Source organism: Streptomyces sp. NPDC047130 (assembly GCF_040643475.1).
Taxonomy (GTDB): domain Bacteria; phylum Actinomycetota; class Actinomycetes; order Streptomycetales; family Streptomycetaceae; genus Streptomyces.
Genome location: NZ_JBEYUK010000016.1, coordinates 16889 through 36706, shown reverse-complemented (window position 1 = coordinate 36706; position 19818 = coordinate 16889). Strand labels below are relative to the sequence as shown.

Here is a 19818-nt window from a genome sequence, read left to right as displayed (position 1 = left end):
CGCGCCCGCTGACCCTCGCGGAACCAGCGGGTACGCTCAATCCGTTATGAGCACCCAGAACCTCCCCCAGAGCCCTGAGCCGACCGCCGAGGAACCGCAGCGCAAGCCGCGCGTCGCCGTCGTCTTCGGAGGACGCAGCTCCGAGCACGGCATCTCCGTCGTCACCGCGGGCGCCGTGCTGCGCGCGATCGACCGGACGAAGTACGACGTCCTGCCGGTCGGCATCACCCGGGAGGGGCGCTGGGCCCTGACCGCCGACGAGCCCGACCGCATGGCGATCACCGACCGTGTCGTCCCGGCCGTGGAGGAGCTCGCCGAGTCCACCGAGGGCGGCGTGGTGCTCCCCGTCGACCCCGCCAGCCGCGAGGTCGTCTACAGCGAGCCCGGCTCGGTCGCCAAGACCCTGGGCGAGATCGACGTGGTCTTCCCCGTCCTGCACGGCCCGTACGGCGAGGACGGCACCCTGCAGGGCCTGCTGGAGCTCTCCGGCCTGCCGTACGTCGGCGCGGGCGTGCTCGCCTCCGCCGTCGGCCAGGACAAGGAGTACATGAAGCGGGTCTTCACCTCCTTCGGTCTGAAGGTCGGCCCGTACGTGGTGATCCGCCCCCGCGAGTGGGAGCAGGACCCGGCGGCCGCCCGCAAGAAGATCGTCGACCTGGCGGGCGACCACGGCTGGCCGCTGTTCGTGAAGCCGGCGCGGGCCGGCTCCTCCATCGGCATCACCAAGGTCGACGACCTGTCCGGGCTCGAGGACGCGATCGCCGAGGCGCAGGCGCACGACCCGAAGATCATCGTCGAGGCGGCGGTGGTGGGGCGCGAGATCGAGTGCGGCGTGCTGGAGTTCGAGGACGGGCCGCGGGCGAGCGTGCCGGCCGAGATCCCCCCGGCGCAGAGCCACGCCTTCTACGACTTCGAGGCCAAGTACATCGACTCCGCGGCGGGCATCGTGCCGGCGCCGCTGACGCCGGAGCAGACGGCGGAGGTGCAGCGGCTCGCCGTCGAGGCGTTCGACGCGGCGTCCTGCGAAGGGCTGGTGCGGGCCGACTTCTTCCTCACGGAGGACGGGGAGTTCGTGATCAACGAGATCAACACCATGCCGGGGTTCACGCCGATCTCCATGTATCCGCGGATGTGGGAGGAGTCCGGGGTGTCGTACGGGGAGCTGGTGGACCGGTTGCTGGGGGCGGCGCTGCGGCGCCGCACCGGCCTGCGGTAACGGTTCTCCTCCCCGCACCCGCGCCCGCACCCCCCACCCCGCCGCGGCCCGCCCGCGGCGGGGTTCGCCGTTCCCGGGGGCCGCGCGACCGCTGCCGCCCTCGCACAGCAGCCTCCGCCGTCCCGCCCGGCCCGCCGCGCCTGCCGCTCCGCCTGCCTGCCGCTCCGCCTGCCTGCCGCTTGCCGCCCGCCCCGCCCGCCCCTCCGCCGGAGGCCGGTTTTGCGCCGGGGTGGGGACGCGGGCAGGGCCGGTGGAGTGACCCCGGTCCGCAAGAGGGCTCGGAACGGGCAGGGATCAGCGCATCCATCCACCGTCCCTCGGCCGAAGCACAGGCGTGCAGGTGACCGAGAGTGAAGAGGGGTTGTGCATGCTGGGAGTGCGGCTCACGGTGGCCGAACCGGTCAGGCCGCTCGACGGTCCGCTCACGGCCCGCGAGGCCGTCCGGGCGGTCGAGGCGGAACTCGCCGGCGTCCTGGACGAGGCGCTGGCCCAGGCCCGTGACACGGACCCGGTGTTCGCCCACGACGTCGCCGAACGCCTCGCCGCGTTCGTCCGACGCGGCGGCAGGCGGATGCGTGCCGCCTTCGCCTGGTGCGGCTGGCGGGCGGCCGGCGGAACGGGGGACGCCACGCCCGTCCTCCGCACGGGCGCGGCCCTGGAACTCGTGCAGGCGTGCGCGCTGGTCCACGACGACGTGATGGACGGATCGGCGCTGCGGCGCGGCGGCCCGGCCCTCCACGTGGAGTTCGCGGACCTGTACCAGGAAGCGCGCACGACCGGCCCGCCGGGGACGTTCGCCCTGTCCGCCGCCGTGCTGGCCGGCGACCTGGCCCTCGTCTGGGCGGACGACCTCGCGGCGGCGACCGCGCTCGGCTCGCCGCACGGCGGGCGGCTGCTGGGCGAATGGCGGGCCATGCGGCGCGAGATGGCGGCCGGCCAGTACCGGGACGTCCGCGCCCAGGCCACGGGCGCGTCGGGGATGGACGAGGCGGTGACCATCGCCACCCTGAAGAGCGCCCTGTACACCGTGGAGCGCCCCCTCGCGCTGGGCGCGTCCCTGGCCGGGGCGGACGCGGCGGTCCTGGACGCGCTGCGTCTGGCCGGACGCTGCGCCGGGCTGGCGTTCCAGCTCCGCGACGACCTGGTCGGCGCGTTCGGAGACCCGGCGCTGACCGGGAAGCCGGCCGGCGACGACCTGCGCGCCCGCAAGCTGACCTACCTGCTCGCCGCCGGTGTCCGGCTCGCCGGGGCGTCCGGCGACGCCGAGGCAGCCACCGCGCTCGCCGCGGGCCCGCAGACCGGGTCGGACGAGGACCTGGAGCGGGTCCGCGCGGCGCTGACCCGGACCGGGGCCCGGGACGCCGTCGAGGCGCGCATCGGGGAACTGGCCGCCACCGCCCTGCGGCACTTCACCCGCACCGGCGCCCCACCCGCGGTGCGCGCCGAGTTCGCGGCCCTGGTGGGACTGGCCGCGGGCGTCGCCCTCGAGGGCGCGGGGGAGGCGGCATGAGGACCGTACCGGGTCCCACGGACCATGTCGTCGTGGTCGGCGCCGGACTGTCCGGCCTCGCCTGCGCGCTGCACCTGCTCGGGGCGGGGCGCCGCGTCACCGTCGTCGAGCGGGACGCCGGCCCCGGAGGCCGCGCCGGACACCTGCGCCTCGGCGGGTACGAGATCGACACCGGCCCCACCGTGCTCACCATGCCCCACCTGGCCGACGAGGCCTTCGCGGCCGTCGGCGACAGCCTCCGTCACCACGTGGAGCTCGTCCCCCTGCACCCGGCCTACCGCGCCCGGTTCGCCGACGGCACCGCACTCGACGTGCACACCGACGGCGAGGCGATGGAGGAGGAGGTCCGGCGGTTCGCCGGACCCGCCGAGGCCGACGGCTACCGCCGCCTGCGGGACTGGCTGGAGCGGCTCTACCGCGCCCAGATGCGGCGCTTCGTCGACGCCAACTTCGACTCGCCCTTCCAGCTGCTGCACCCGGACCTGGCCCGGCTGGCGGCGCTCGGCGGGTTCGGGCGGCTGGACCGCGGCATCGGCCGGTTCCTCCAGGACCCCCGGCTGCGCCGCGTCTTCTCGTTCCAGGCGCTGTACGCGGGCGTCGCCCCGGCCAGGGCGCTCGCGGCCTACGCCGTGATCGCCTACATGGACACCGTGGCCGGCGTCTGGTTCCCCAAGGGCGGCATGCACGCGCTGCCGCGCGGGATGGCGGACGCCGCGTCCGGCGCCGGGGCGGAGTTCCGCTGGTCCTCCGAGGTGACGGAGCTGGAACGCTCCGGGGACCGCGTGCGGGCCGTGCGGCTGGCCTCCGGGGAACGGATCGCCTGCGACGCCGTGGTGCTCACCTGCGAACTGCCCGCCGCCCACGAACTCCTCGGGCGGGCCCCGAGGCGACCGGTGCGGCTGCGCCACTCGCCGTCCGCCGTCGTGCTGCACGCCGGGACGGACCGCACCTGGGACTCGCTGGCCCACCACACCCTCTCCTTCGGGGCGGCCTGGGAGCAGACCTTCGAGGAACTCACCCGCTCGGGACGTCTGATGAGCGACCCCTCGCTGCTGATCACCCGGCCGACGACGCACGACCCGCGTCTCGCCCCGGCCGGCCGGCACCTCCACTACGTGCTGGCGCCCTGCCCCAACACCGCTGTGGGGCCCTCCGCGGAGACCTGGCGCGACCTGGGGCCCCGCTACCGGGACAGCCTGGTCGCCGAACTCGAACGCCGCGGGCTCGACGGGTTCGCGGACAGCGTGCAGGAGGAGGCGCTGATCACGCCGCTGGACTGGACGGCGCAGGGCCACGCGGCCGGCAGCCCCTTCTCCGTCTCCCACACCTTCGCCCAGACCGGCCCGTTCCGCCCGCGCAACCTGATCCGCGGCGTGGAGAACGCCGTCCTGGCCGGCTGCGGCACCACCCCCGGCGTCGGGGTGCCCACGGTGCTGCTCAGCGGCAAGCTGGCCGCGGCGCGCGTCACCGGCGGCACCCCGCGCCGGACGGTCACCTCCCTCCCCTCCGGCCCGCGCGCCGCGCGGACCGCCCCAGCGACCCCGGCAGGCGTCCATGACCCGTCGTGAACTCGATGCCGCCCGGATCACCGATCCGGAGCTGCGCGCCGCCTACACCCGGTGCCGCGGGCTCAACGCCCGCCACGGGCGGACCTACTTCCTGGCCACCCGCCTGCTCCCGGTGGAACGCCGGTCCGCCGTGCACGCCCTCTACGGCTTCGCCCGCCGCGCCGACGACTTCGTCGACGACCACGCGCGGCACCGGACGCCCGGGGAGCGCGACGCCGCGCTGCGGCGGCTGGAGGACGACCTGGCGCTCGCCCTGCGCACCGGGGAGGCGGACGACCCGGTCGTCCTGGCCGTCGCCGACACCGCCCGCCGGTACGGCATCGGGCACGCGCTCTTCGCCGACTTCCTGGCCTCGATGCGCAGCGACCTGCACGTCACCGACTACCCGACCTTCGCGGACCTGAAGGCCTACATGCACGGGTCGGCCGCGGTGATCGGGCTGCAGATGCTCCCGGTGCTCGGCACCACCGTGCCCCGGGAGGAGGCGGCGCCCTACGCCGCCGCCCTCGGCGAGGCGTTCCAGCTCACCAACTTCCTGCGGGACGTGGGCGAGGACCTGGACCGCGGCCGCGTGTACCTGCCGGCGGACCTGCTCGACGCCCACGGCGTGGACCGGCCGCTGCTGGAGTGGAGCCGCCGCACCGGCCGCCGCGACCCGCGCATCAGGAACGCCCTGCTCGCCGCGGAGGCGCTGACCAGGAAGATCTACCGCGAGGCCGTGCCGGGCATCGCGCTGCTCGACCCGCGCACCCGTCCCTGCGTGCGCACCGCGTTCATCCTCTACTCCGGGATCCTCGACGCGATCGCGGAGCAGGGGTACGCGGTGCTGCACCGCCGGGCCGTGGTGTCCGGGGCGCGGCGCGCAGCCACGGCGGCGGCCGGACTGGTGCAGATCGCCGGCGCGCGGGCCCGTGCCCGCACCGCCGCCCGCCCTGCCGCCCGTACCGCCGCACGCCCTGCCGCCCGCCCGGCGCCCCGCCCGGACGGCGTGGCGCTCCCGTCGAGAGGACCGGTGACGTGAGCGACCGATCGGACCGCGCCGGCTGGACGTCCCCGCTGCGCAGGCTGGGCCGCCGGACGGACTGGGCGGCCCAGCCGCCGACCTGGCGCGCGGCGCGCCCCGCCCTGATCGCCGAGGCCCTGAAGCGGGCCTCGGCCCGCCCCTCGGGCAACTGGTTCGTCGTCGGCGCCTCCCGCGAGGTGCGCGTCGGCGAGCGCCCCTACGGCCGGACCGTCGGCGGCGTCGAGGTGGTGCTGTGGCGGTCGGAGTCCGGGGAGCTGCGGGCCGGTCCGGGGGTGTGCCCGCACCTGGGCGCGCCGCTGAAGGACAGCCGGGTGGCCTGCGGCACCCTGGTCTGCCACTGGCACGGCCTGGCCCTGGACGGCGGGCCGACGGCCGGGTGGGAGCCCTACCCGGTGCACGACGACGGCGTGCTGGTGTGGGTCCGGCTCGACGCGGTCGGCGGCGAGGAGCCGACGGAGCTCCCGGTGGTCCCGCCGCGACCCCGGACGGGCAGCGGCGTGGACGCCGTGTTCACGGCGGTGGGACGGTGCGAGCCCGAGGACGTGGTCGCCAACCGGCTCGACCCCTGGCACGGCTCGTGGTTCCACCCGTACTCGTTCGTGGACCTGACGGTGGCCGGGGCGCCACGGGGCGAGGACGAGGACGAGGACGTGTTCGTCGTCGACGTCTCGTTCCGGGTGGCCGGCCGTCTGGTGGTGCCGGTGCGGGCGGAGTTCACCGCCCCGGAGCCGCGCACCGTCGTCATGCGGATCACCGAGGGGGAGGGGCGCACCTCGGTGGTGGAGACCCACGCGACACCGCTGACGGCCCCGGACGACCCCCGGCCGCGGACCGCCGTGGTCGAGGCGGTGGTCGCCGCCTCGGACCGGCCCGGCTTCGCCCTCGCCCGCGCCGCCGCGCCCGTGCTGCGCCCGCTGATGCGGCGCACCGCCGGGCGGCTGTGGCGGGACGACCTCGACTACGCCGAACGCCGCTGGGCGCTGCGCAGCACGGGGCGCTTCCCGGGGTGAGTCCCGCGGGTGAAGCACCAGGCCCCGAGGGTGAAGCACCAGGTCCCCGAGGTGAGCGCCCCCGCCGCCGCTCATCTCGGGGAAGGGGTCAGCGGGCGGCGAGGGCGCTCAGGGCCCGCAGCGCGGATGACCGGCCCGCGCGGGGAACCGTCCACAGCACCTGCCCGCGGACGCCCCACCGGTCGAGCAGGGCGCCGGCGGCCAGGAAACCGGTGGTGGCGGCGCGTTCCATCAGGGCGACCGGAAGGTCGCAGCGGATCGCGTCGCCGGCCAGCGTGACCAGCGGGTGGGGGGTGCGCACGGCCGGCCGCCGGTGGTGGGAGCCGACCGGGAAGAAGGGGCAGTCCGCCCGCCACTCGTGCCGGGCGTCCACGACCCGTGCCTCGCGGGTCTCCGGGTACACCCGGTGCAGACCGGCGAGCAGCCGGTCCTGCGTCTCCCGCCGGCCGGCCCCGGCGGGGACGGCGTAGGCGTGCAGCTCCACCACCGACCCCCCGGTGCGGGCGGTCCACCGCGCCGCCTCGCCCTCGTAGAGCTCCAGGACGCTGATGTTGTCCAGCCCGTCGTAGCCGCTGGTGCCCAGGAAGCCCGGCCGGTCGGGGCGCACCGGCCGGTCCAGCCAGAGCCGGGAGACCAGGAAGGGCGGCGCGGTCCGCAGGGCGGCCACGTCGTCCCGCCAGGCGGGGGTGCCGAGGTCCGGCGACGCCTCCGTCAGCGCGCGCAGCGCCCCCGGGTCGAGGGCCAGCACCACGGCCTCGTGCCGTTCCACGGCCTCGTCGGTGCGCAGCTCGACGCCGTCCTCGCCCGGCCGGACGTCGTGGACCGGGGTGCCGGTGCGCACCCGTGCCCCCAGGCCCCGGAGGTAGTCGCCCAGCGGCTCCCACAGCGCCTGCGGGAACGGCTCGTTCGGCACGTCGAACAGCAGGCCCTCGGAGGAGCCGAGGAAGTAGATGTGGAACATCAGGAGCAGTTCGGCCGCCGACAGTTCGCGCGGGTCGGCGAAGAAGCTGCGGGAGAACACCTCGAACGCCAGGTGGTGCGCGGCCTCCGGGAAGCGGACCCGGTCCAGGAAGTCCGTCGCGCTCATGTCGTCGAAGCGCTCGTACACTTCGGGGACGCGCACGTCCAGGAGCGGCAGCGCGGCCCGGGCGTCCATCGACGCCAGGTCGCGCGCGCCGAAGGTGGGGCTGAGGGCGACGAAGCCGAGCGCGCTGAACGGCGGGGTGCGGGGCACCCGGGCGAAGCTGTCGGTCAGCCCGCCGCTGTGCCGCAGCGGGTAGTCGGGCAGCGGCCGGAGCCGGTCGAGCGCGGGATCGGTGCGGCGCAGCAGGCCACGCAGGTTGTAGTACTGGCGGAAGAAGGCGTGGAAGCCGCGGCTCATGGTGGCCTCGGAGCCGTCGGCGAGACGGGTGCGCCATCCGGCGAGGCGGCCGCCCAGCGCCTCGCCCCGCTCGTAGAGGGTCACCCGGGCGCCGCGCTCCGCCAGCAGGGTGGCCGCGGCGAGACCGGCGATGCCGCCGCCGACCACGGCGACACCGGGCGCGTCACCGGGTGTGAAACGGTCCCGGCCCGGCGCGGGCATCAGGATCTCGGCCTTGCGGTCACGGCCCCGCCGGGCCGCGCGTGCGCGGTGGGGGCCGCCCTGGGCCGGGCGCGTGGTGTACGGCGGTGTCATCGGTGGCTCTCTCCGGTGGGTGCGGTGGGTGCGGTGGGTGCGGTGGGTGCGCTGGGTGCGGTGGATTCGGTGCGTGCGGTGCGTGCGGTGGACCGGTGGCGGCGGGGCAGGAAGGGCAGTTCGAGGGCGGTCCGGAGCATCGGGCCGACGGGGGTGCGCAGTCCGACGCTCCACTCCTCCGGGAGCGAGGTGCCGCCGTCCAGGAAGCGCAGCAGGCGTTCCGCGGGGACCCGGCGGAACAGGTCGGTGAAGAAGGCGGGGCCGTCGACCCGGCCGGTGTCCAGCGCCCGCAGCAGCACGGCGTCCATGGCGAGGGACCGCCGCCCGTGCGGCGGCGGCACGCTGACCCGGCCCGCGCGCAGGGCGGCGGCCACCGCCCTGCTCTGCCGCTGCACGGCGGCGAAGGTGTAGCCGGTGGCCGGCCGGGTCGCGCCGCCCGCCGTGCCGATCCGGAAGACCGACCGGCCGGCCCGGCGGGGGAAGCGGCCGTCCGTCATCGGGATGACGCCCTGCTCCGCCGACTCCACGGTGAACGCCCCGAGTTCCAGCACCTCGCGGCAGTAGTGCCGCAGCGCCGCCTCGTACGCCTCCGTGGACAGGGGCGTCCGGGAGAACTCGGTGTACTCGACCAGCGCCCGGTCGGGCGCCAGCGGGAGGACGTAGCCGAAGGCGAGGCCGTGGCGGGGCTGGGGGACGCGGAAGTCCATCAGGTCGGCGACCGACGGGTCGAACCGGGGCGCGGCGGTGCGGACGAACCAGCCGCGGAAGTGCTGGAGCAGCTGGGTCCGGGCCGGCGGGAGGGCGGGCAGGGGGCGGGAGTCGAAGACGTGCCGGGCCGTCAGCCGGAGGGCGCCGCCGTCCGGCGTGACGCAGCGCACCTCGGCGCCGTGGGCGGTGTCGCGCACCTCCTCCGCGGTCGCCCGCAGCAGGCGCGCGCCGGGCGCGGCGGCCAGCCGGGCGCGCACCAGGCGCTCGAAGTCCGCGGACCGGATCATCCGGTAGCGCAGCGGGGCCGGGTCCACGGTCACGGCCCGCCCGTCGGCTCCGTGGACGCGCAGCCGCGGCCAGGACGCGGCGACCGCGGGGCCGAGGTCGTCGTCGCCGCGGGTCCAGTGGCACCAGGTGCGCTCGGGCGGGCGCAGGGGGCCGGCGGGCGGCTCGACCAGGACCACGGTGCGGCCGGGGACGGTCTCGGCCAGCCGGTGCGCCAGGCTCAGCCCGGCCGCGCCGGCGCCGAGGACGACCACGTCGGCGTCCACGGCCGACGGCGCGGGCCCGCGGCTCATCCGTCCACCCCGGCGCGCGCGGGCGGCGGCGGCACCGAAAGGCCGCCGCACGGTGTGCGGGGCGGGCAGGGCCCGCCGGTGCTCGGACGGGCGCGCACGCCGTCGGACGTCACAGCTCACTCCCGGAGGTCGGAGAACGGGTCGTCGGCCTTCGCTCAGGCATGTTCTCTTCCGGGTACCGGCCGCCGGTGGATGCGGCGCGCGGTCCGGGCCGCCGTCAGCCGGGTGACGGATCGGCGAGCAGCTCGCGGGCCGCCCGCGTGCCCGAGGCGAGCGCGCCCTGGACGCTGCCGGTCGCCCGGTGGTCGCCGCAGACGTAGCGGCCCGCGCCGAGACGCGTGGTGCGGCTGAGGGGCCAGGAGGCCTCCATCACGGGCAGGGCCCCCTTCACCGTGTACACGGCGACCTGCCGCCAGTCGCGGGTGTCCGCGCCGTACAGCTCGCCCAGGCGCCGCAGCACCGCCGCGTCCGCCCCGGGCCGGTCGCCGCCCAGCACGGAGGTGGAGACCAGGGCGGACCCCGGTGGCGCGTAGCCCGGCGCGACCTCGCTCGGCACGCAGGTGTTGAGCACCGCGCCCGAGGAGTCCACCAGCAGCGTCGGCTCGGCCAGCGGCGGGCGCGGCGCCGCGTGGTAGTAGGTGGTGACCGTGCGGCTGGGCGGCACGGCCAGGCCGGGCAGCAGCCGCGCCGCGGTGGCCGCGTCCGTGGCCAGCACCACGTGGGGCGCGGCCACCTCGCCGCCGTCGGCGAGCACCACGCCGTCGTCGGTGACCGCCTCCACCGGCGTCCCCAGCCGCAGCGTGCCCTCGGGCAGCCGGCCGGCCAACTGGGCGGGGACGGCGCCGATGCCGTCGGCGGGCAGGCAGAGCGTGCCGCGGACCATGCTCCGCCACACCAGGTGGAAGAAGCGGGCGGAGGTCTCCAGCCGGTCCTCCAGGAACACCCCGGAGAGGAAGGGCCGCAGGATCCGGTCGACCGTCCCGGCGGACACCCCGGCACGGGAGAGGGCGTCGGCCGTGGAGCGGTCGGCGCCGCGGGTCAGGAGACGGGCGGGGAGCAGGGCGTCCCGCGCGGTGAGTACGCCGAGGGCGGCCAGGTCGCGGGCCGGCAGCACCCGCCCGGGCAGCAGGGCCCCGGCCTCCCCGGGCCGCCGGGTCGGGTCGGTCAGTCGGACCGGGCCGTCCGGGGTGTGCGCGACCAGGCCCGGCGTGAACGGCCGCAGCCGCAGGGACCGCAGATCCAGCCGCCGTTTGACCTGCGGATACGAGGTGTTGAACACCTGGAAGCCCCGGTCCAGCAGGAACCCGTCCCGGCGGTCCGTGCGCATCCGGCCGCCCACCCCGTCCGACGCCTCGAGCAGCGTCACGCGCCGGCCCGCGCGGCACAGGTCCAGCGCGCAGGCCAGACCGGCGAGACCCGCCCCGACGACGACGGTGTCCGGGGCGCTCGGGGGACGACCGGCCATGACTGTTCCTCCGGTGTTCCTTCGGTGCCACCCCTCGGGCGGCACCGTTCGCCCCCCGGGGGCCTGCGCCCCGGCGGGGCCGCCGGCGGACCGGACGGCGCGCGCCGGGTACCCGGCCGACGCGGCACGTCACCTGCGGACGGCCGCCTCCACCACGGCGACGGCCTCCGCCAGGCCCGGCGGATGGGGGAGCCCGGCCGCCGTCTGCCCGGCCCAGCCGGGACCCAGCGTCAGCACCACCGGTCGCCTGCGGGCCCCGCGCACCCCCCACTCGATGGCCGCGACGTGCTGGGCCAGCGGCCGGCTCGCCGTGGTGCGGGACTGCGCCCACAGCCCCACCACCGCCGGTCCCGTCCGGCGCACGGCGGTCACCAGCGACTCCACGGGCAGCGCGCCGCCGAACATGCGCACCGGCAGGTCCCGCTCGGCCAGTGCCGCGGCCAGCGCCTCCAGCGGCAGCGTGTGGGTCTCCCCGGGGACGCAGGCCAGCACCGTGGTGGCCCCCGGGCGGTCGGCGGCCACGGGCGGCGCGTGACGCCGCAGGGCACCGGAGACGTGCCAGGACAGGAAGTGCTCCACCTCGACGTACCGCTCGCCGGAGGTCTCCCACTTCCGCCCCACCGCCTGCAGCGTCGGCATGATCACCTCCGTCCAGGCGGCGACCGGCCCGTAGGCGCGCATGGTCCGGTCCAGCAGGTCGTCGAGCGCGACGGCGTCCAGGCGGAGGGCGGCCCGGGCGATGCCCTTGCACTCCTGGCGCGCGTCACCCAGCCGCATGCCCGACCCGGCCCGGCTCCGCCCGCGACCGGGCCCGGACGGAGGCCGCGGCCCGCCCGAGGAACGCGGCCCGCCCGGGGCGCCGGGCTCGCCCGGGTCGGCCGGCCCGGCCAGGTCGCGCGGTCCGCCCGGGTCGGCCGGTCCGGCCAGGTCGCGCGGTCCGCCCGGGGAGCCCGGCTCACCCGAGGAACGCGGCCCGTCCGCGCGGCGAGGCCCACCCGTGTCACGCGGCCCACCCCTGTCACGCGGCCCGTCCGTGCCCCGAGGCCCACTCGGTCCGCGAGGCCCGCCCGTGTCGCGAGGCCCGTCCGTGTCGCGCGGCCCGTCCGCGCGGCGCGGCTCCCGCGCGCCGCGCCCCCCGGGCAGGGAACGCGGCCGGCCCGTGCCCGCGTGCGGCACGGCGCCGGACGCCGCCTCCGCGAGGACCACCCGCGCGGCCTCCGCCGGCGGCACCCCGGTCGCCGTCAGCGCGCACATCCGCTCCAGACGGGCCAGGTCCTGGGCGGTCCAGCGTCGGTGCCGCCCGCCGGTGCGCGCGGCCGGACCGAGCCCGTAACGGCGGTCCCAGGACCGGACCGTGGTCGGCGCCACACCCAGCCGCCGCGCCACCTCGCCGGTGGTCAGACCGCCCTCGTCCGGCGGTCCCGGTGTCCCGCCGGGCTCCTCGTCCATGTCGTCCGCCTCCTGTCGCGCCCCCGGCAGCTTCCTCCCGGCTCACCCCAGCATACGACGCACAAACGACGCATGTTGAGTGCGTCGTTTTCACTCACAAGACTGAACAGCACGAGCCGCCGGCGACGGCGGAAACGGCAGGAGGACCAGGTCATGACCACGTACACCGCGCACGCCGGAGTCCGCCCCCCTCCGACGCCGGCCCGGATCGCGCCGCCGACGCCGGACGAGGACGAACTCGCCCGCGGCCTGCGCGCCGCCGACGAGAACGCCTTCGCGGCCGTCTACCGGCGGTGGGGCCCCCTGGTCCACACCCTGGCCACCCGCTCGCTCGGTGACAGCCACGAGGCCGAGGACGTGACGCAGCAGGTCTTCATCGGCGCCTGGCGGGGGCGGGACGGCTACCGCCCGGAGCGGGGAACCCTGGGCGGCTGGCTGGTCGGCATCACCCGCCGGAAGATCGTCGACGCCCTCGCGGCACGCACCCGGCGCCTGGCGCTGGTGGACACCGCCGCCCGCGCCGACGGCGGAGGGGAGGCCCGCCCCGAGGGCGCTCCGGAGGAGGTCCTCGACCGGCTGCTCCTCGTCGACGCCCTGTCCCGGCTGCCGCGCGCCCAGCGCGAGGTGCTGTGCATGGCCTTCTACGAGGACCTGACCCAGGCCCAGATCGCCGAGCGCACCGGCCTGCCCCTCGGCACGGTCAAGAGCCACACCCGCCGCGGGCTGCTCCGGCTGCGCGCCGCCGTCGAACGGGGAGGCGCCCCCCAGGGCGGGGCGTAGGCGCGCTGCGCAGCAGACGATGTGGGCGATTTGTAAGAAATGTCCGCCATGTGCATCCGTCCGGAGGGGTACGCGCGAAGTACAGGTGAGACCGCGCAACCGGCGCGGACCTCGACGAAGGGATCACTCCCATGACCTCCCGGATCTCCAGGACCCCCCTCCTCCTCGGCGCCTCGGCCGGAGCCTGCGCCCTCGCCCTGACCGTCGCGGGACCGGCGGTGGCCGCCACCGCGGCGGACAGCGAACAGACGGGCATGGTGTCCGTCTTCCACGGTGTGCCGGGACTGACCGTCGACGTCTACGCCAACGGCGAGCGCCTGCTCGGCGACTTCAAGCCCGGCACGGTGACCCAGCCGCAGGCCCTGGACGCCGGCACCTACGACATACAACTCTTCAAGGCCGGCCAGGGACCCGACGGCAGTCCGGCCCTCGAGAAGAAGGTCGAGGTGCCCGAGGGCGCCAACGCCACCATCGCGGCCCACCTGTCCGCCGACGGCAAGCCGCAGCTGACGACCTTCGTGAACGACACCTCGACGACCGAGTCCGGCAAGGCCCGCCTGACCGTCCGCCACGTGGCCGCCGCCCCGGCGGTGGACGTGCGGGCCGGCGGACAGCCCGTCTTCACCGGGCTGACCAACCCGAACCAGGACTCCACCGTCGTGGACGCCGGAACCGTCAACGCCGACGTGACCCTCGCCGGCACCGACACCGTGGCGATCAGCCCGGCCGACCTCGACCTCAAGGAAGGCAGCAACAACATCGTCTACGCCTGGGGCAGCGCGAACGACAAGAACCTCGCCCTGGCGACCCAGACCATCAGCGGCACGCAGTCCTCGCCGACCGGCGGCATGGGCGGCACCACGGCCGCGGCCGCCGCGCCCAACTCGTCGGACGCCTGGCTGGCCTGGGCGGCCGTCACCGGACTGGTCACCCTCACGGGCGTCCACCTGGCACGCCGGTACGGGGACCGGCGGGGATGACCTGACCGGACACCCCCACCCGTTCCCCCTCCTTCCTTTCCCCTCCCTTCCCGGACGACCGTCGCCGCGGCGGCGGTCGTTCCCCGTGACCGGCCGGGGGTCGCACGCCCCGCCCGCGGCGGTCGCGCGGCGAGCCCGGCCGCCGTCGCGGAAGCCGCTCCGGCGGGGGAGGGACCTAAGCGGCGGCCCGGCAAGGGCGCCCGAGCGCAGCAAGGATGACGCACGGTGGCGCACGTCGACCCGGCACACCTCATGGAGCTCGCCCTCAGGGACGGCGGCGTCCCGCCCGACGACGCGGCGCTGCCCCACCTCACCGGGTGCGCGCGCTGCCGCGAGGAACTGCGCGGCATCACCCGGGTCGTCGCCGCCGCGCGGGCCGTGGAGGAACGGGACCTTCCGGCGGAGCCCCCCGAGCGGGTGTGGCGGGCGGTCGCCCGGGACCTCGCCGCGCCGCCGTACCGGCGACCGCCCCGCGGCCTGCGCGGCGCGGTCGCCGCCGTACGCCGGTGGATGCGGGGCCGCCGCCGCAGAACCGCGCGCTGAAACCGCTGCCGCGGGACCGCGCGCCGAGCCGCTGCCGCGGGACCGCGCGCGCCGAGCCGCTGCCGCGGCGTGCCGTGCCGCTGCCGCCGCGCGCCCCGTCAGTCCGCGAGCTCCTCCGGGATCGTCCGCTCGATCGCCGGCACCAGATCGACCAGGGCGAAGGACCCGGTCTCCTCGGCGACCTCCGCGGGGAGCGTGACCTCGACGTACGCGCGGCGCAGCCCCGTGGTGAACCGGTAGGCCCCGCCGTCGAGTTCCTCCACCACCCACGCCATGCCGTCGATCTCCGCCGTCACCTGGTCGGGATCGCTCATCACGGCAGGCCGTGGGATCCCGCAGCGGAGTATGATCGCCGGGCTTCCCCAGCCCGCCGTGAGGTCGGACGCCGGTTCGGGGTCGGTGCGGTCCCTGCCGTCGACCTTCCCCGGCAGGGCCTCGTCGAGGTCGCGGCAGAGCCCGGCCACTTCCTCGTCCGGCGAGGGAACCGCAGCCTCGGCCCGGTCGTCTGCCGAGGAGCAGGCGGGAGCCAGGAACAGCAGTCCGGCCACGCCCGCGCACGCGAAGGAGCGGACGCGGAGGGCACGGGGACGAGGCCGGTGACGGAAGGAGTTCACCGGCCCAGGGTAGACGGGGGCTACAGATGCACGACCGGGCAGGTCAGCGTCCGCGTGATGCCCTCCACCCCCTGAATCTTGGCGACGACCATGCGGCCGAGCTCGTCGACCGAATCGGCCTGGGCCCGCACGATCACGTCGTAGGGTCCGGTCACGTCCTCGGCCTGGACGACACCGGAGAACTTGCTGACGGTGTCGGCGACGGAGGAGGCCTTGCCCACCTCTGTCTGGATGAGGATGTACGCCTGTACCACGGAACCTCCAGGGCGGCTTCGAGGATCGTGTGCAGAGAAGGACCGCCACGGTATCGCGTCGCCCCACGCCGGGGGGAGACCTCGCCGATCAAGGGCCCGCGCGCCGGAGTGCACCCCTCGGCGCGGGTTGACGCACGACCGCGACTCCGGGCGCAGCCGCCCCCGCGGACAGGTACACAGGTGGACGCATGACACTGATACCCGGAACATCGACCGCTGAGAGGAACGGTGAGACTCGGTGAAGGGAACCGTGGGGGAACTGGGGGAGTTCGGGCTCATCAGGGAGCTCACCTCCCGGCTCACCACCACCCCGGCGGTCCGGCTCGGCCCGGGCGACGACGCCGCCGTCGTCGCCGCCCCCGACCGGCGGGTGGTGGCGAGCACGGACATCCTGATCGAGGGACGCCACTTCCGCCGGGACTGGTCGACCGCCTACGACGTGGGCCGCAAGGCCGCCGCGCAGAACCTCGCCGACATCGCCGCGATGGGCGCGGTGCCGACGGCGCTGCTCCTTGGCCTGGTGCTGCCCGCGGAGCTCCCGGTGACCTGGCCGACCGAGCTGATGGACGGCCTGCGCGACGAGTGCCAGGTGGCGGGCGCCGCCGTGGTCGGCGGGGACGTGGTCCGCGGCGACGCCATCACCGTCTCCATCACCGCCCTCGGCGACCTGCGCAACCACGAACCGGTCACCCGCGCCGGCGCGCAGCCGGGCGACCTGGTCGCCGTCACCGGCTGGCTCGGCTGGTCGGCCGCCGGGTTCGCGGTGCTCTCCCGCGGCTTCCGCTCGCCCCGCGCGTTCGTGGAGGCCCACCGCCGCCCCGAGCCGCCGTACCACGCTGGTCCCGCCGCCGCCTCGCTCGGCGCGACCGCCATGTGCGACGTCAGCGACGGCCTCATCGCCGACCTCGGGCACATCGCGGAGGCCAGCAAGGTGCGCATCGACATCCGCTCCGGCGCCCTCGACGTCCCCACGCAGATGAACGACATCGGCTCCGCGGTCGGCGTCGACCCGCTGCAGTGGGTGCTCACCGGGGGCGAGGACCACGCCATCGTGGCGACCTTCCCGCCCGACGTGAAACTGCCCGCGCGGTGGAAGGTGATCGGCGAGGTCCTGAACCCGTCGGCGCTGCCGCAGGTCACCGTGGACGGGGCGCCCTGGACCCGCAAGGGCGGCTGGGACCACTTCGCGGACGTGGAGGGGTGACCGTGACGACGACCGTGGCCGAGGCGCCGCCGCTGGTGCTGACCGTCGCCGGATCCGACTCCGGCGGCGGCGCGGGCATCCAGGCGGACCTCAAGACGATGCTGGCACTGGGCGTGCACGGGATGAGCGTGCTCACCGCCGTCACCGCGCAGAACTCACGCGGCGTGCACGGCGTCTGGGACCTGCCCGCCGAGGCGGTACGGGCCCAGTACCGGGCGGTGGCCGACGACATCGGCGTGCACGCGGTGAAGACCGGGATGCTCTCCTCGGCCGAACTGGTCGAGCTGGTCTCCGAGTTGATCGCCGGAACGGACGCTCCGGCGGTGATCGACCCGGTCGGCGTCTCCAAGCACGGCGACCCGCTGCTGGCCGACTCCGCGCTGGACGCGGTCCGCACCCGGCTGCTGCCCGCAGCCACCGTCGTCACCCCCAACCTGGACGAGGTGGCCCAGCTCACCGGGGTGCGGGTGGAGGACGAGGCGGGGATGCGGCGGGCCGCCGAGGCGCTGCTGGACCTCGGACCGCGCTGGGCGCTGGTCAAGGGCGGCCACCTGTCCGGCGACGCCGTGGACCTGCTGACCGACGGCGCCGAGGAGCACTGGCTGCGGGCGCCGCGCCTGGACAACCGGCACACCCACGGCACGGGCTGCACGCTGGCCTCGGCGATCGCCTCGCACCTGGCGCTCGGACTGCCGGTGCCGGAGGCGGTGACGCGGGCCAAGGAGTACGTCACGGGCGCGATAGCCGCCGGGTTCCGGCTGGGAGCGGGCATCGGCCCCGTCGACCACGGCTGGCGCACGCGCGGGACCCGCACGGGCAGCCGCTAGTCCGCGCACGTCCGGGCGGGTACACCCGGAGGCGCGCGGAAACGCCCGCGCGCAAACGCCCACGGGGAAACGCCCGCGCGGGAGCACCCGGGCGGGAACAGCAGAAAGCCGGTCCACGGAGTCGTGGACCGGCTCAATGCAGCGAACCGGCAGTGGCCGCGCGTGATGTCCCCGCGCCCCGGGGAGTCCCGGGGGAGCGGGTGGTGGACGTCAGCGCGAGACCTTGCCGGCCTTGATGCACGAGGTGCAAGCGTTCACGCGCTTCGGCGTCCCGCCCACCACGGTACGAACGCGCTGGATGTTGGGGTTCCAGCGACGGGGCGTACGGCGGTGCGAGTGCGAGATGTTGTTGCCGAAGCTCGGGCCCTTGCCGCAGACGTCGCAGTTGGCAGCCACGGGTCACTCCAAAGACTTCAGATGCACTTACGGTGGACCCCGGCATGCCAGGGGTCGGATCGAAGGGATCTGAGTGGCCTTGCCAGGGGAATGGCCCGAACGGATCGGGCAACCGGAGCAGCATACAACGACTGCGTCCGTACAACGAAACTACCACGGTACGGGCATCGACCCGCCCGGAGCCCTCACAGGGCGGGCCCCCGCCGGACCCGGCCGGGGACTACGCTGCGTACCGGTCCGGCCGGCCGACCGGTCCGACAGAAACAGGAGGCGCAGGTGCCGAAGGTGCGGGAGACGTTCTTCGACGCATCCGCGGTCTTCGACGCATCGGCGGTGCGCGCCTGGTGCGCCCTCGCGCTCGACGCGCTGGGCAGGGCGCGCGAGGAGATCGACGCGATCAACGTGTACCCCGTGCCGGACGGCGACACCGGGACCAATCTCTACCTGACCCTCGAGGCGGCCGCGGCCGGCGTCGAGGACGTCTTCGCCGGCGGGGCCGCCCCCCGGCTGCCCGAGGTGATGCGGGCGATGGCCCACGGCGCGCTGGTCGGCGCGCGGGGCAACTCCGGCACGATCTGCGCCCAACTGCTGCGCGGGATGGCCGAGGGCCTGGACGAGAAGGCCCCCCACGCCGACGCCGCCGGGCTCTCCGCGGCGCTGCGGCGGGCCGCGGACTCCGCCTGGGAGGCGGTGGCGCGACCCGTCGAGGGCACCGTCCTGACCGTCGCCTCGGCGGCGGCCGCGGCGGCCACCGCCGCGTCGGCGGCCTCGGCCGCCTCCGCGGCCCCGGCCGGCGGGAACGGCGACTGCGGGGCCGTGGCGCGGGCCGCCTACGACGGCGCCTGCGAGGCGCTCGCGCGGACCCCGGGCCAGCTGGAGACGCTGGGCCGGGCCGGGGTGGTCGACGCGGGCGGGCGCGGACTGGTCGCCGTGCTGGGCGCGCTGGTGGAGGTCCTCACCGGGGAACGGCCGGCGGCCCTGACCGCGGCGCTCCCCGCGGAGGGCGTGGTGGCCGGCGCGGCGGAGACCTGCGCGGCCGGACCCGACGGCGGCGGACCCGCCTACGAGGTGATCTACCTGCTCGACCGGACCGACGACGCGGGCGTGGACCGGCTGCGGGCGCGACTGGACGCCCTCGGCGACTCCCTCGTGATCGTCGGCGGCGACGGGCTGTGGAACGTGCACGTCCACGTGGACGACGCGGGCGCGGCGGTCGAGGCGGGGATCGAGGAGGGGCGGCCGCACCGCATCCGGATCACCCACTTCGCCGCCGACCAGGGCGTCGGGCGGCCCGGGGCCGAGGACTCCCTCCAGGACGCGCGGCGGGCCGTGGTGGCCGTGCTGCCCGGCGAGGGCCTGGCGGCGCTCTGCGCGGAGGCGGGGGCGTCGACGCTGCTCGCGCCGCCGGGGAGCACCCCGACCGCCGAGGAACTGCTGAAGGCGGTCCGCGCGGCAGGGGCCCGGGAGGTCGTCCTCCTCCCCAATGACGACGAGCTGCGGCCGGTGGCCTCCGCCGCCGCGGAACGGGCGCGGGCGGAGGGGATACGCGTCGCGCTGATCCCCACGCGCGCGGCCGTCCAGGGCATCGCCGCCCTCGCCGTCCACCAGCCGGAGCGGAGCTTCGACGAGGACGTCGTCTCCATGACCTCGGCGGCGGGCGCGACCCGCTTCGCCGAGGTGACCGTCGCGGACCGGCAGGCCTGGACCATGGCCGGCATCTGCCAGCCGGGGGACGTGCTCGGCATGGTCGAGGGCGACGTCGCGCTCATCGGCTCCGACGTCACCGCGGTCGCCCTCGACGTCCTCGACCGCATGCTCTCCGCGGGCGGCGAACTGGTCACCCTGGTCCTCGACGACACCGCCCCCGAGGACCTGGCCACCGCCCTCGAGTCCCACGTCCACGACCACCATCTCGCCGTGGACACGATCATCCACCGCGGCGGCGCCCAGGGAGCCCCGCTCCTCGTCGGGGTGGAGTAGCGCCGACGGGGCGGAGGAGCGCCGCGGCTCGGGTCAG

General features: G+C 76.3%; 17 protein-coding genes and 2 pseudogenes. 11 read left to right on the top strand and 8 right to left on the bottom strand.

The genetic code is table 11. From position 1 onward, the window contains the following. The first annotated feature begins 46 nt into the window (after positions 1-46). The 5 genes from ABZ836_RS19850 to ABZ836_RS19830 all read left to right on the top strand — a co-directional run bounded on the left by ABZ836_RS19850 (position 47) and on the right by ABZ836_RS19830 (position 6328). Positions 47-1216, top strand: coding sequence for a D-alanine--D-alanine ligase family protein (locus ABZ836_RS19850; protein ID WP_356137757.1), 1170 nt, complete (start codon positions 47-49; stop codon positions 1214-1216). A 367-nt stretch (positions 1217-1583) separates the two neighbouring features. Beyond that, complete coding sequence (locus ABZ836_RS19845; protein WP_361144042.1) at positions 1584-2726, top strand: polyprenyl synthetase family protein; 1143 nt, start codon at positions 1584-1586, stop codon at positions 2724-2726. Next, positions 2723-4294 carry a phytoene desaturase gene (locus ABZ836_RS19840; protein ID WP_361143897.1) on the top strand — a complete coding sequence of 524 codons (1572 nt, stop codon included), beginning with the start codon at positions 2723-2725 and terminating at the stop codon, positions 4292-4294. Before ABZ836_RS19845 ends, ABZ836_RS19840 begins: the two co-directional genes overlap by 4 nt. After that, on the top strand, positions 4281-5315 hold the full coding sequence (locus ABZ836_RS19835; RefSeq protein ID WP_356137761.1) for a phytoene/squalene synthase family protein: 1035 nt from the start codon (positions 4281-4283) through the stop codon (positions 5313-5315). Before ABZ836_RS19840 ends, ABZ836_RS19835 begins: the two co-directional genes overlap by 14 nt. Continuing rightward, positions 5312-6328, top strand: a complete 1017-nt coding sequence (locus tag ABZ836_RS19830; RefSeq protein WP_361143894.1) for a DUF5914 domain-containing protein — start codon at positions 5312-5314, stop codon at positions 6326-6328. Before ABZ836_RS19835 ends, ABZ836_RS19830 begins: the two co-directional genes overlap by 4 nt. Before the next feature lie 88 nt (positions 6329-6416). Here the strand turns inward: ABZ836_RS19830 and ABZ836_RS19825 are convergent, their stop codons facing one another. The 5 genes and pseudogenes from ABZ836_RS19825 to ABZ836_RS19805 all read right to left on the bottom strand — a co-directional run. Beyond that, entirely contained in the window at positions 6417-8003 is a 1587-nt protein-coding gene (locus ABZ836_RS19825; protein ID WP_361143891.1) for an NAD(P)/FAD-dependent oxidoreductase, read from the bottom strand. Beyond that, positions 8000-9289 carry a lycopene cyclase family protein gene (locus ABZ836_RS19820; RefSeq protein WP_361143888.1) on the bottom strand — a complete coding sequence of 430 codons (1290 nt, stop codon included), beginning with the start codon at positions 9287-9289 and terminating at the stop codon, positions 8000-8002. Before ABZ836_RS19820 ends, ABZ836_RS19825 begins: the two co-directional genes overlap by 4 nt. Positions 9290-9506: 217 nt before the next feature. Continuing rightward, positions 9507-10754, bottom strand: a complete 1248-nt coding sequence (locus ABZ836_RS19815; protein WP_361143885.1) for an NAD(P)/FAD-dependent oxidoreductase — start codon at positions 10752-10754, stop codon at positions 9507-9509. 129 nt (positions 10755-10883) lie between these two features. Continuing rightward, positions 10884-11552: pseudogene (locus ABZ836_RS19810) on the bottom strand (B12-binding domain-containing protein); the annotation flags it as partial. A 405-nt stretch (positions 11553-11957) separates the two neighbouring features. Continuing rightward, positions 11958-12203: pseudogene (locus tag ABZ836_RS19805) on the bottom strand (MerR family transcriptional regulator); the annotation flags it as partial. A 153-nt stretch (positions 12204-12356) separates the two neighbouring features. Here ABZ836_RS19805 and ABZ836_RS19800 point away from each other — a divergent pair. The 3 genes from ABZ836_RS19800 to ABZ836_RS19790 all read left to right on the top strand — a co-directional run bounded on the left by ABZ836_RS19800 (position 12357) and on the right by ABZ836_RS19790 (position 14506). Continuing rightward, on the top strand, positions 12357-12983 hold the full coding sequence (locus ABZ836_RS19800) for a sigma-70 family RNA polymerase sigma factor (protein WP_361143882.1): 627 nt from the start codon (positions 12357-12359) through the stop codon (positions 12981-12983). 131 nt (positions 12984-13114) lie between these two features. Further along, entirely contained in the window at positions 13115-13963 is an 849-nt protein-coding gene (locus tag ABZ836_RS19795; protein ID WP_361143879.1) for a DUF4397 domain-containing protein, read from the top strand. Positions 13964-14188: 225 nt separating this feature from the next. Beyond that, on the top strand, positions 14189-14506 hold the full coding sequence (locus ABZ836_RS19790) for a hypothetical protein (RefSeq protein WP_356137775.1): 318 nt from the start codon (positions 14189-14191) through the stop codon (positions 14504-14506). A 98-nt stretch (positions 14507-14604) separates the two neighbouring features. Here the strand turns inward: ABZ836_RS19790 and ABZ836_RS19785 are convergent, their stop codons facing one another. Both ABZ836_RS19785 and ABZ836_RS19780 read right to left on the bottom strand, forming a co-directional pair. Further along, positions 14605-15120 carry a DUF3515 domain-containing protein gene (locus ABZ836_RS19785; RefSeq protein ID WP_361143876.1) on the bottom strand — a complete coding sequence of 172 codons (516 nt, stop codon included), beginning with the start codon at positions 15118-15120 and terminating at the stop codon, positions 14605-14607. Between the two features lie 20 nt (positions 15121-15140). Continuing rightward, the gene (locus ABZ836_RS19780) at positions 15141-15374 is read right to left on the bottom strand and encodes an Lrp/AsnC ligand binding domain-containing protein (RefSeq protein WP_356137779.1); all 234 of its coding nucleotides are present in this window, start codon (positions 15372-15374) and stop codon (positions 15141-15143) included. A gap of 238 nt (positions 15375-15612) precedes the next feature. Here ABZ836_RS19780 and ABZ836_RS19775 point away from each other — a divergent pair, with 238 nt between their 5' ends. Together ABZ836_RS19775 and thiD are read left to right on the top strand one after the other, a co-directional pair. Next, a complete protein-coding gene (locus tag ABZ836_RS19775) occupies positions 15613-16578 on the top strand; it encodes a thiamine-phosphate kinase (RefSeq protein WP_356137781.1) in 966 nt (321 codons plus the stop codon). A gap of 2 nt (positions 16579-16580) precedes the next feature. After that, a complete protein-coding gene (gene thiD / locus ABZ836_RS19770; protein WP_356137783.1) occupies positions 16581-17405 on the top strand; it encodes a bifunctional hydroxymethylpyrimidine kinase/phosphomethylpyrimidine kinase in 825 nt (274 codons plus the stop codon). Positions 17406-17615: 210 nt separating this feature from the next. Here the strand turns inward: thiD and rpmB are convergent, their stop codons facing one another. After that, positions 17616-17801 (bottom strand): 50S ribosomal protein L28, encoded by a 186-nt coding sequence (gene rpmB / locus ABZ836_RS19765; protein WP_151775442.1) that lies wholly within the window; start codon positions 17799-17801, stop codon positions 17616-17618. A gap of 276 nt (positions 17802-18077) precedes the next feature. Here rpmB and ABZ836_RS19760 point away from each other — a divergent pair, with 276 nt between their 5' ends. Further along, on the top strand, positions 18078-19781 hold the full coding sequence (locus ABZ836_RS19760; protein ID WP_361143871.1) for a DAK2 domain-containing protein: 1704 nt from the start codon (positions 18078-18080) through the stop codon (positions 19779-19781). The last annotated feature ends 37 nt before the right edge of the window (positions 19782-19818 follow it).

Bases quoted from the DNA above. Each gene is read 5' to 3' on its own strand.
- ABZ836_RS19850 (WP_356137757.1), top strand. From the start codon at position 47: ATGAGCACCCAGAACCTCCCCCAGAGCCCTGAGCCGACCGCCGAGGAA.
- ABZ836_RS19845 (WP_361144042.1), top strand. From the start codon at position 1,584: ATGCTGGGAGTGCGGCTCACGGTGGCCGAACCGGTCAGGCCGCTCGAC.
- ABZ836_RS19840 (WP_361143897.1), top strand. From the start codon at position 2,723: ATGAGGACCGTACCGGGTCCCACGGACCATGTCGTCGTGGTCGGCGCC.
- ABZ836_RS19835 (WP_356137761.1), top strand. From the start codon at position 4,281: ATGACCCGTCGTGAACTCGATGCCGCCCGGATCACCGATCCGGAGCTG.
- ABZ836_RS19825 (WP_361143891.1), bottom strand. From the start codon at position 8,003: ATGACACCGCCGTACACCACGCGCCCGGCCCAGGGCGGCCCCCACCGC.
- ABZ836_RS19820 (WP_361143888.1), bottom strand. From the start codon at position 9,289: ATGAGCCGCGGGCCCGCGCCGTCGGCCGTGGACGCCGACGTGGTCGTC.
- ABZ836_RS19815 (WP_361143885.1), bottom strand. From the start codon at position 10,754: ATGGCCGGTCGTCCCCCGAGCGCCCCGGACACCGTCGTCGTCGGGGCG.
- ABZ836_RS19800 (WP_361143882.1), top strand. From the start codon at position 12,357: ATGACCACGTACACCGCGCACGCCGGAGTCCGCCCCCCTCCGACGCCG.
- ABZ836_RS19795 (WP_361143879.1), top strand. From the start codon at position 13,115: ATGACCTCCCGGATCTCCAGGACCCCCCTCCTCCTCGGCGCCTCGGCC.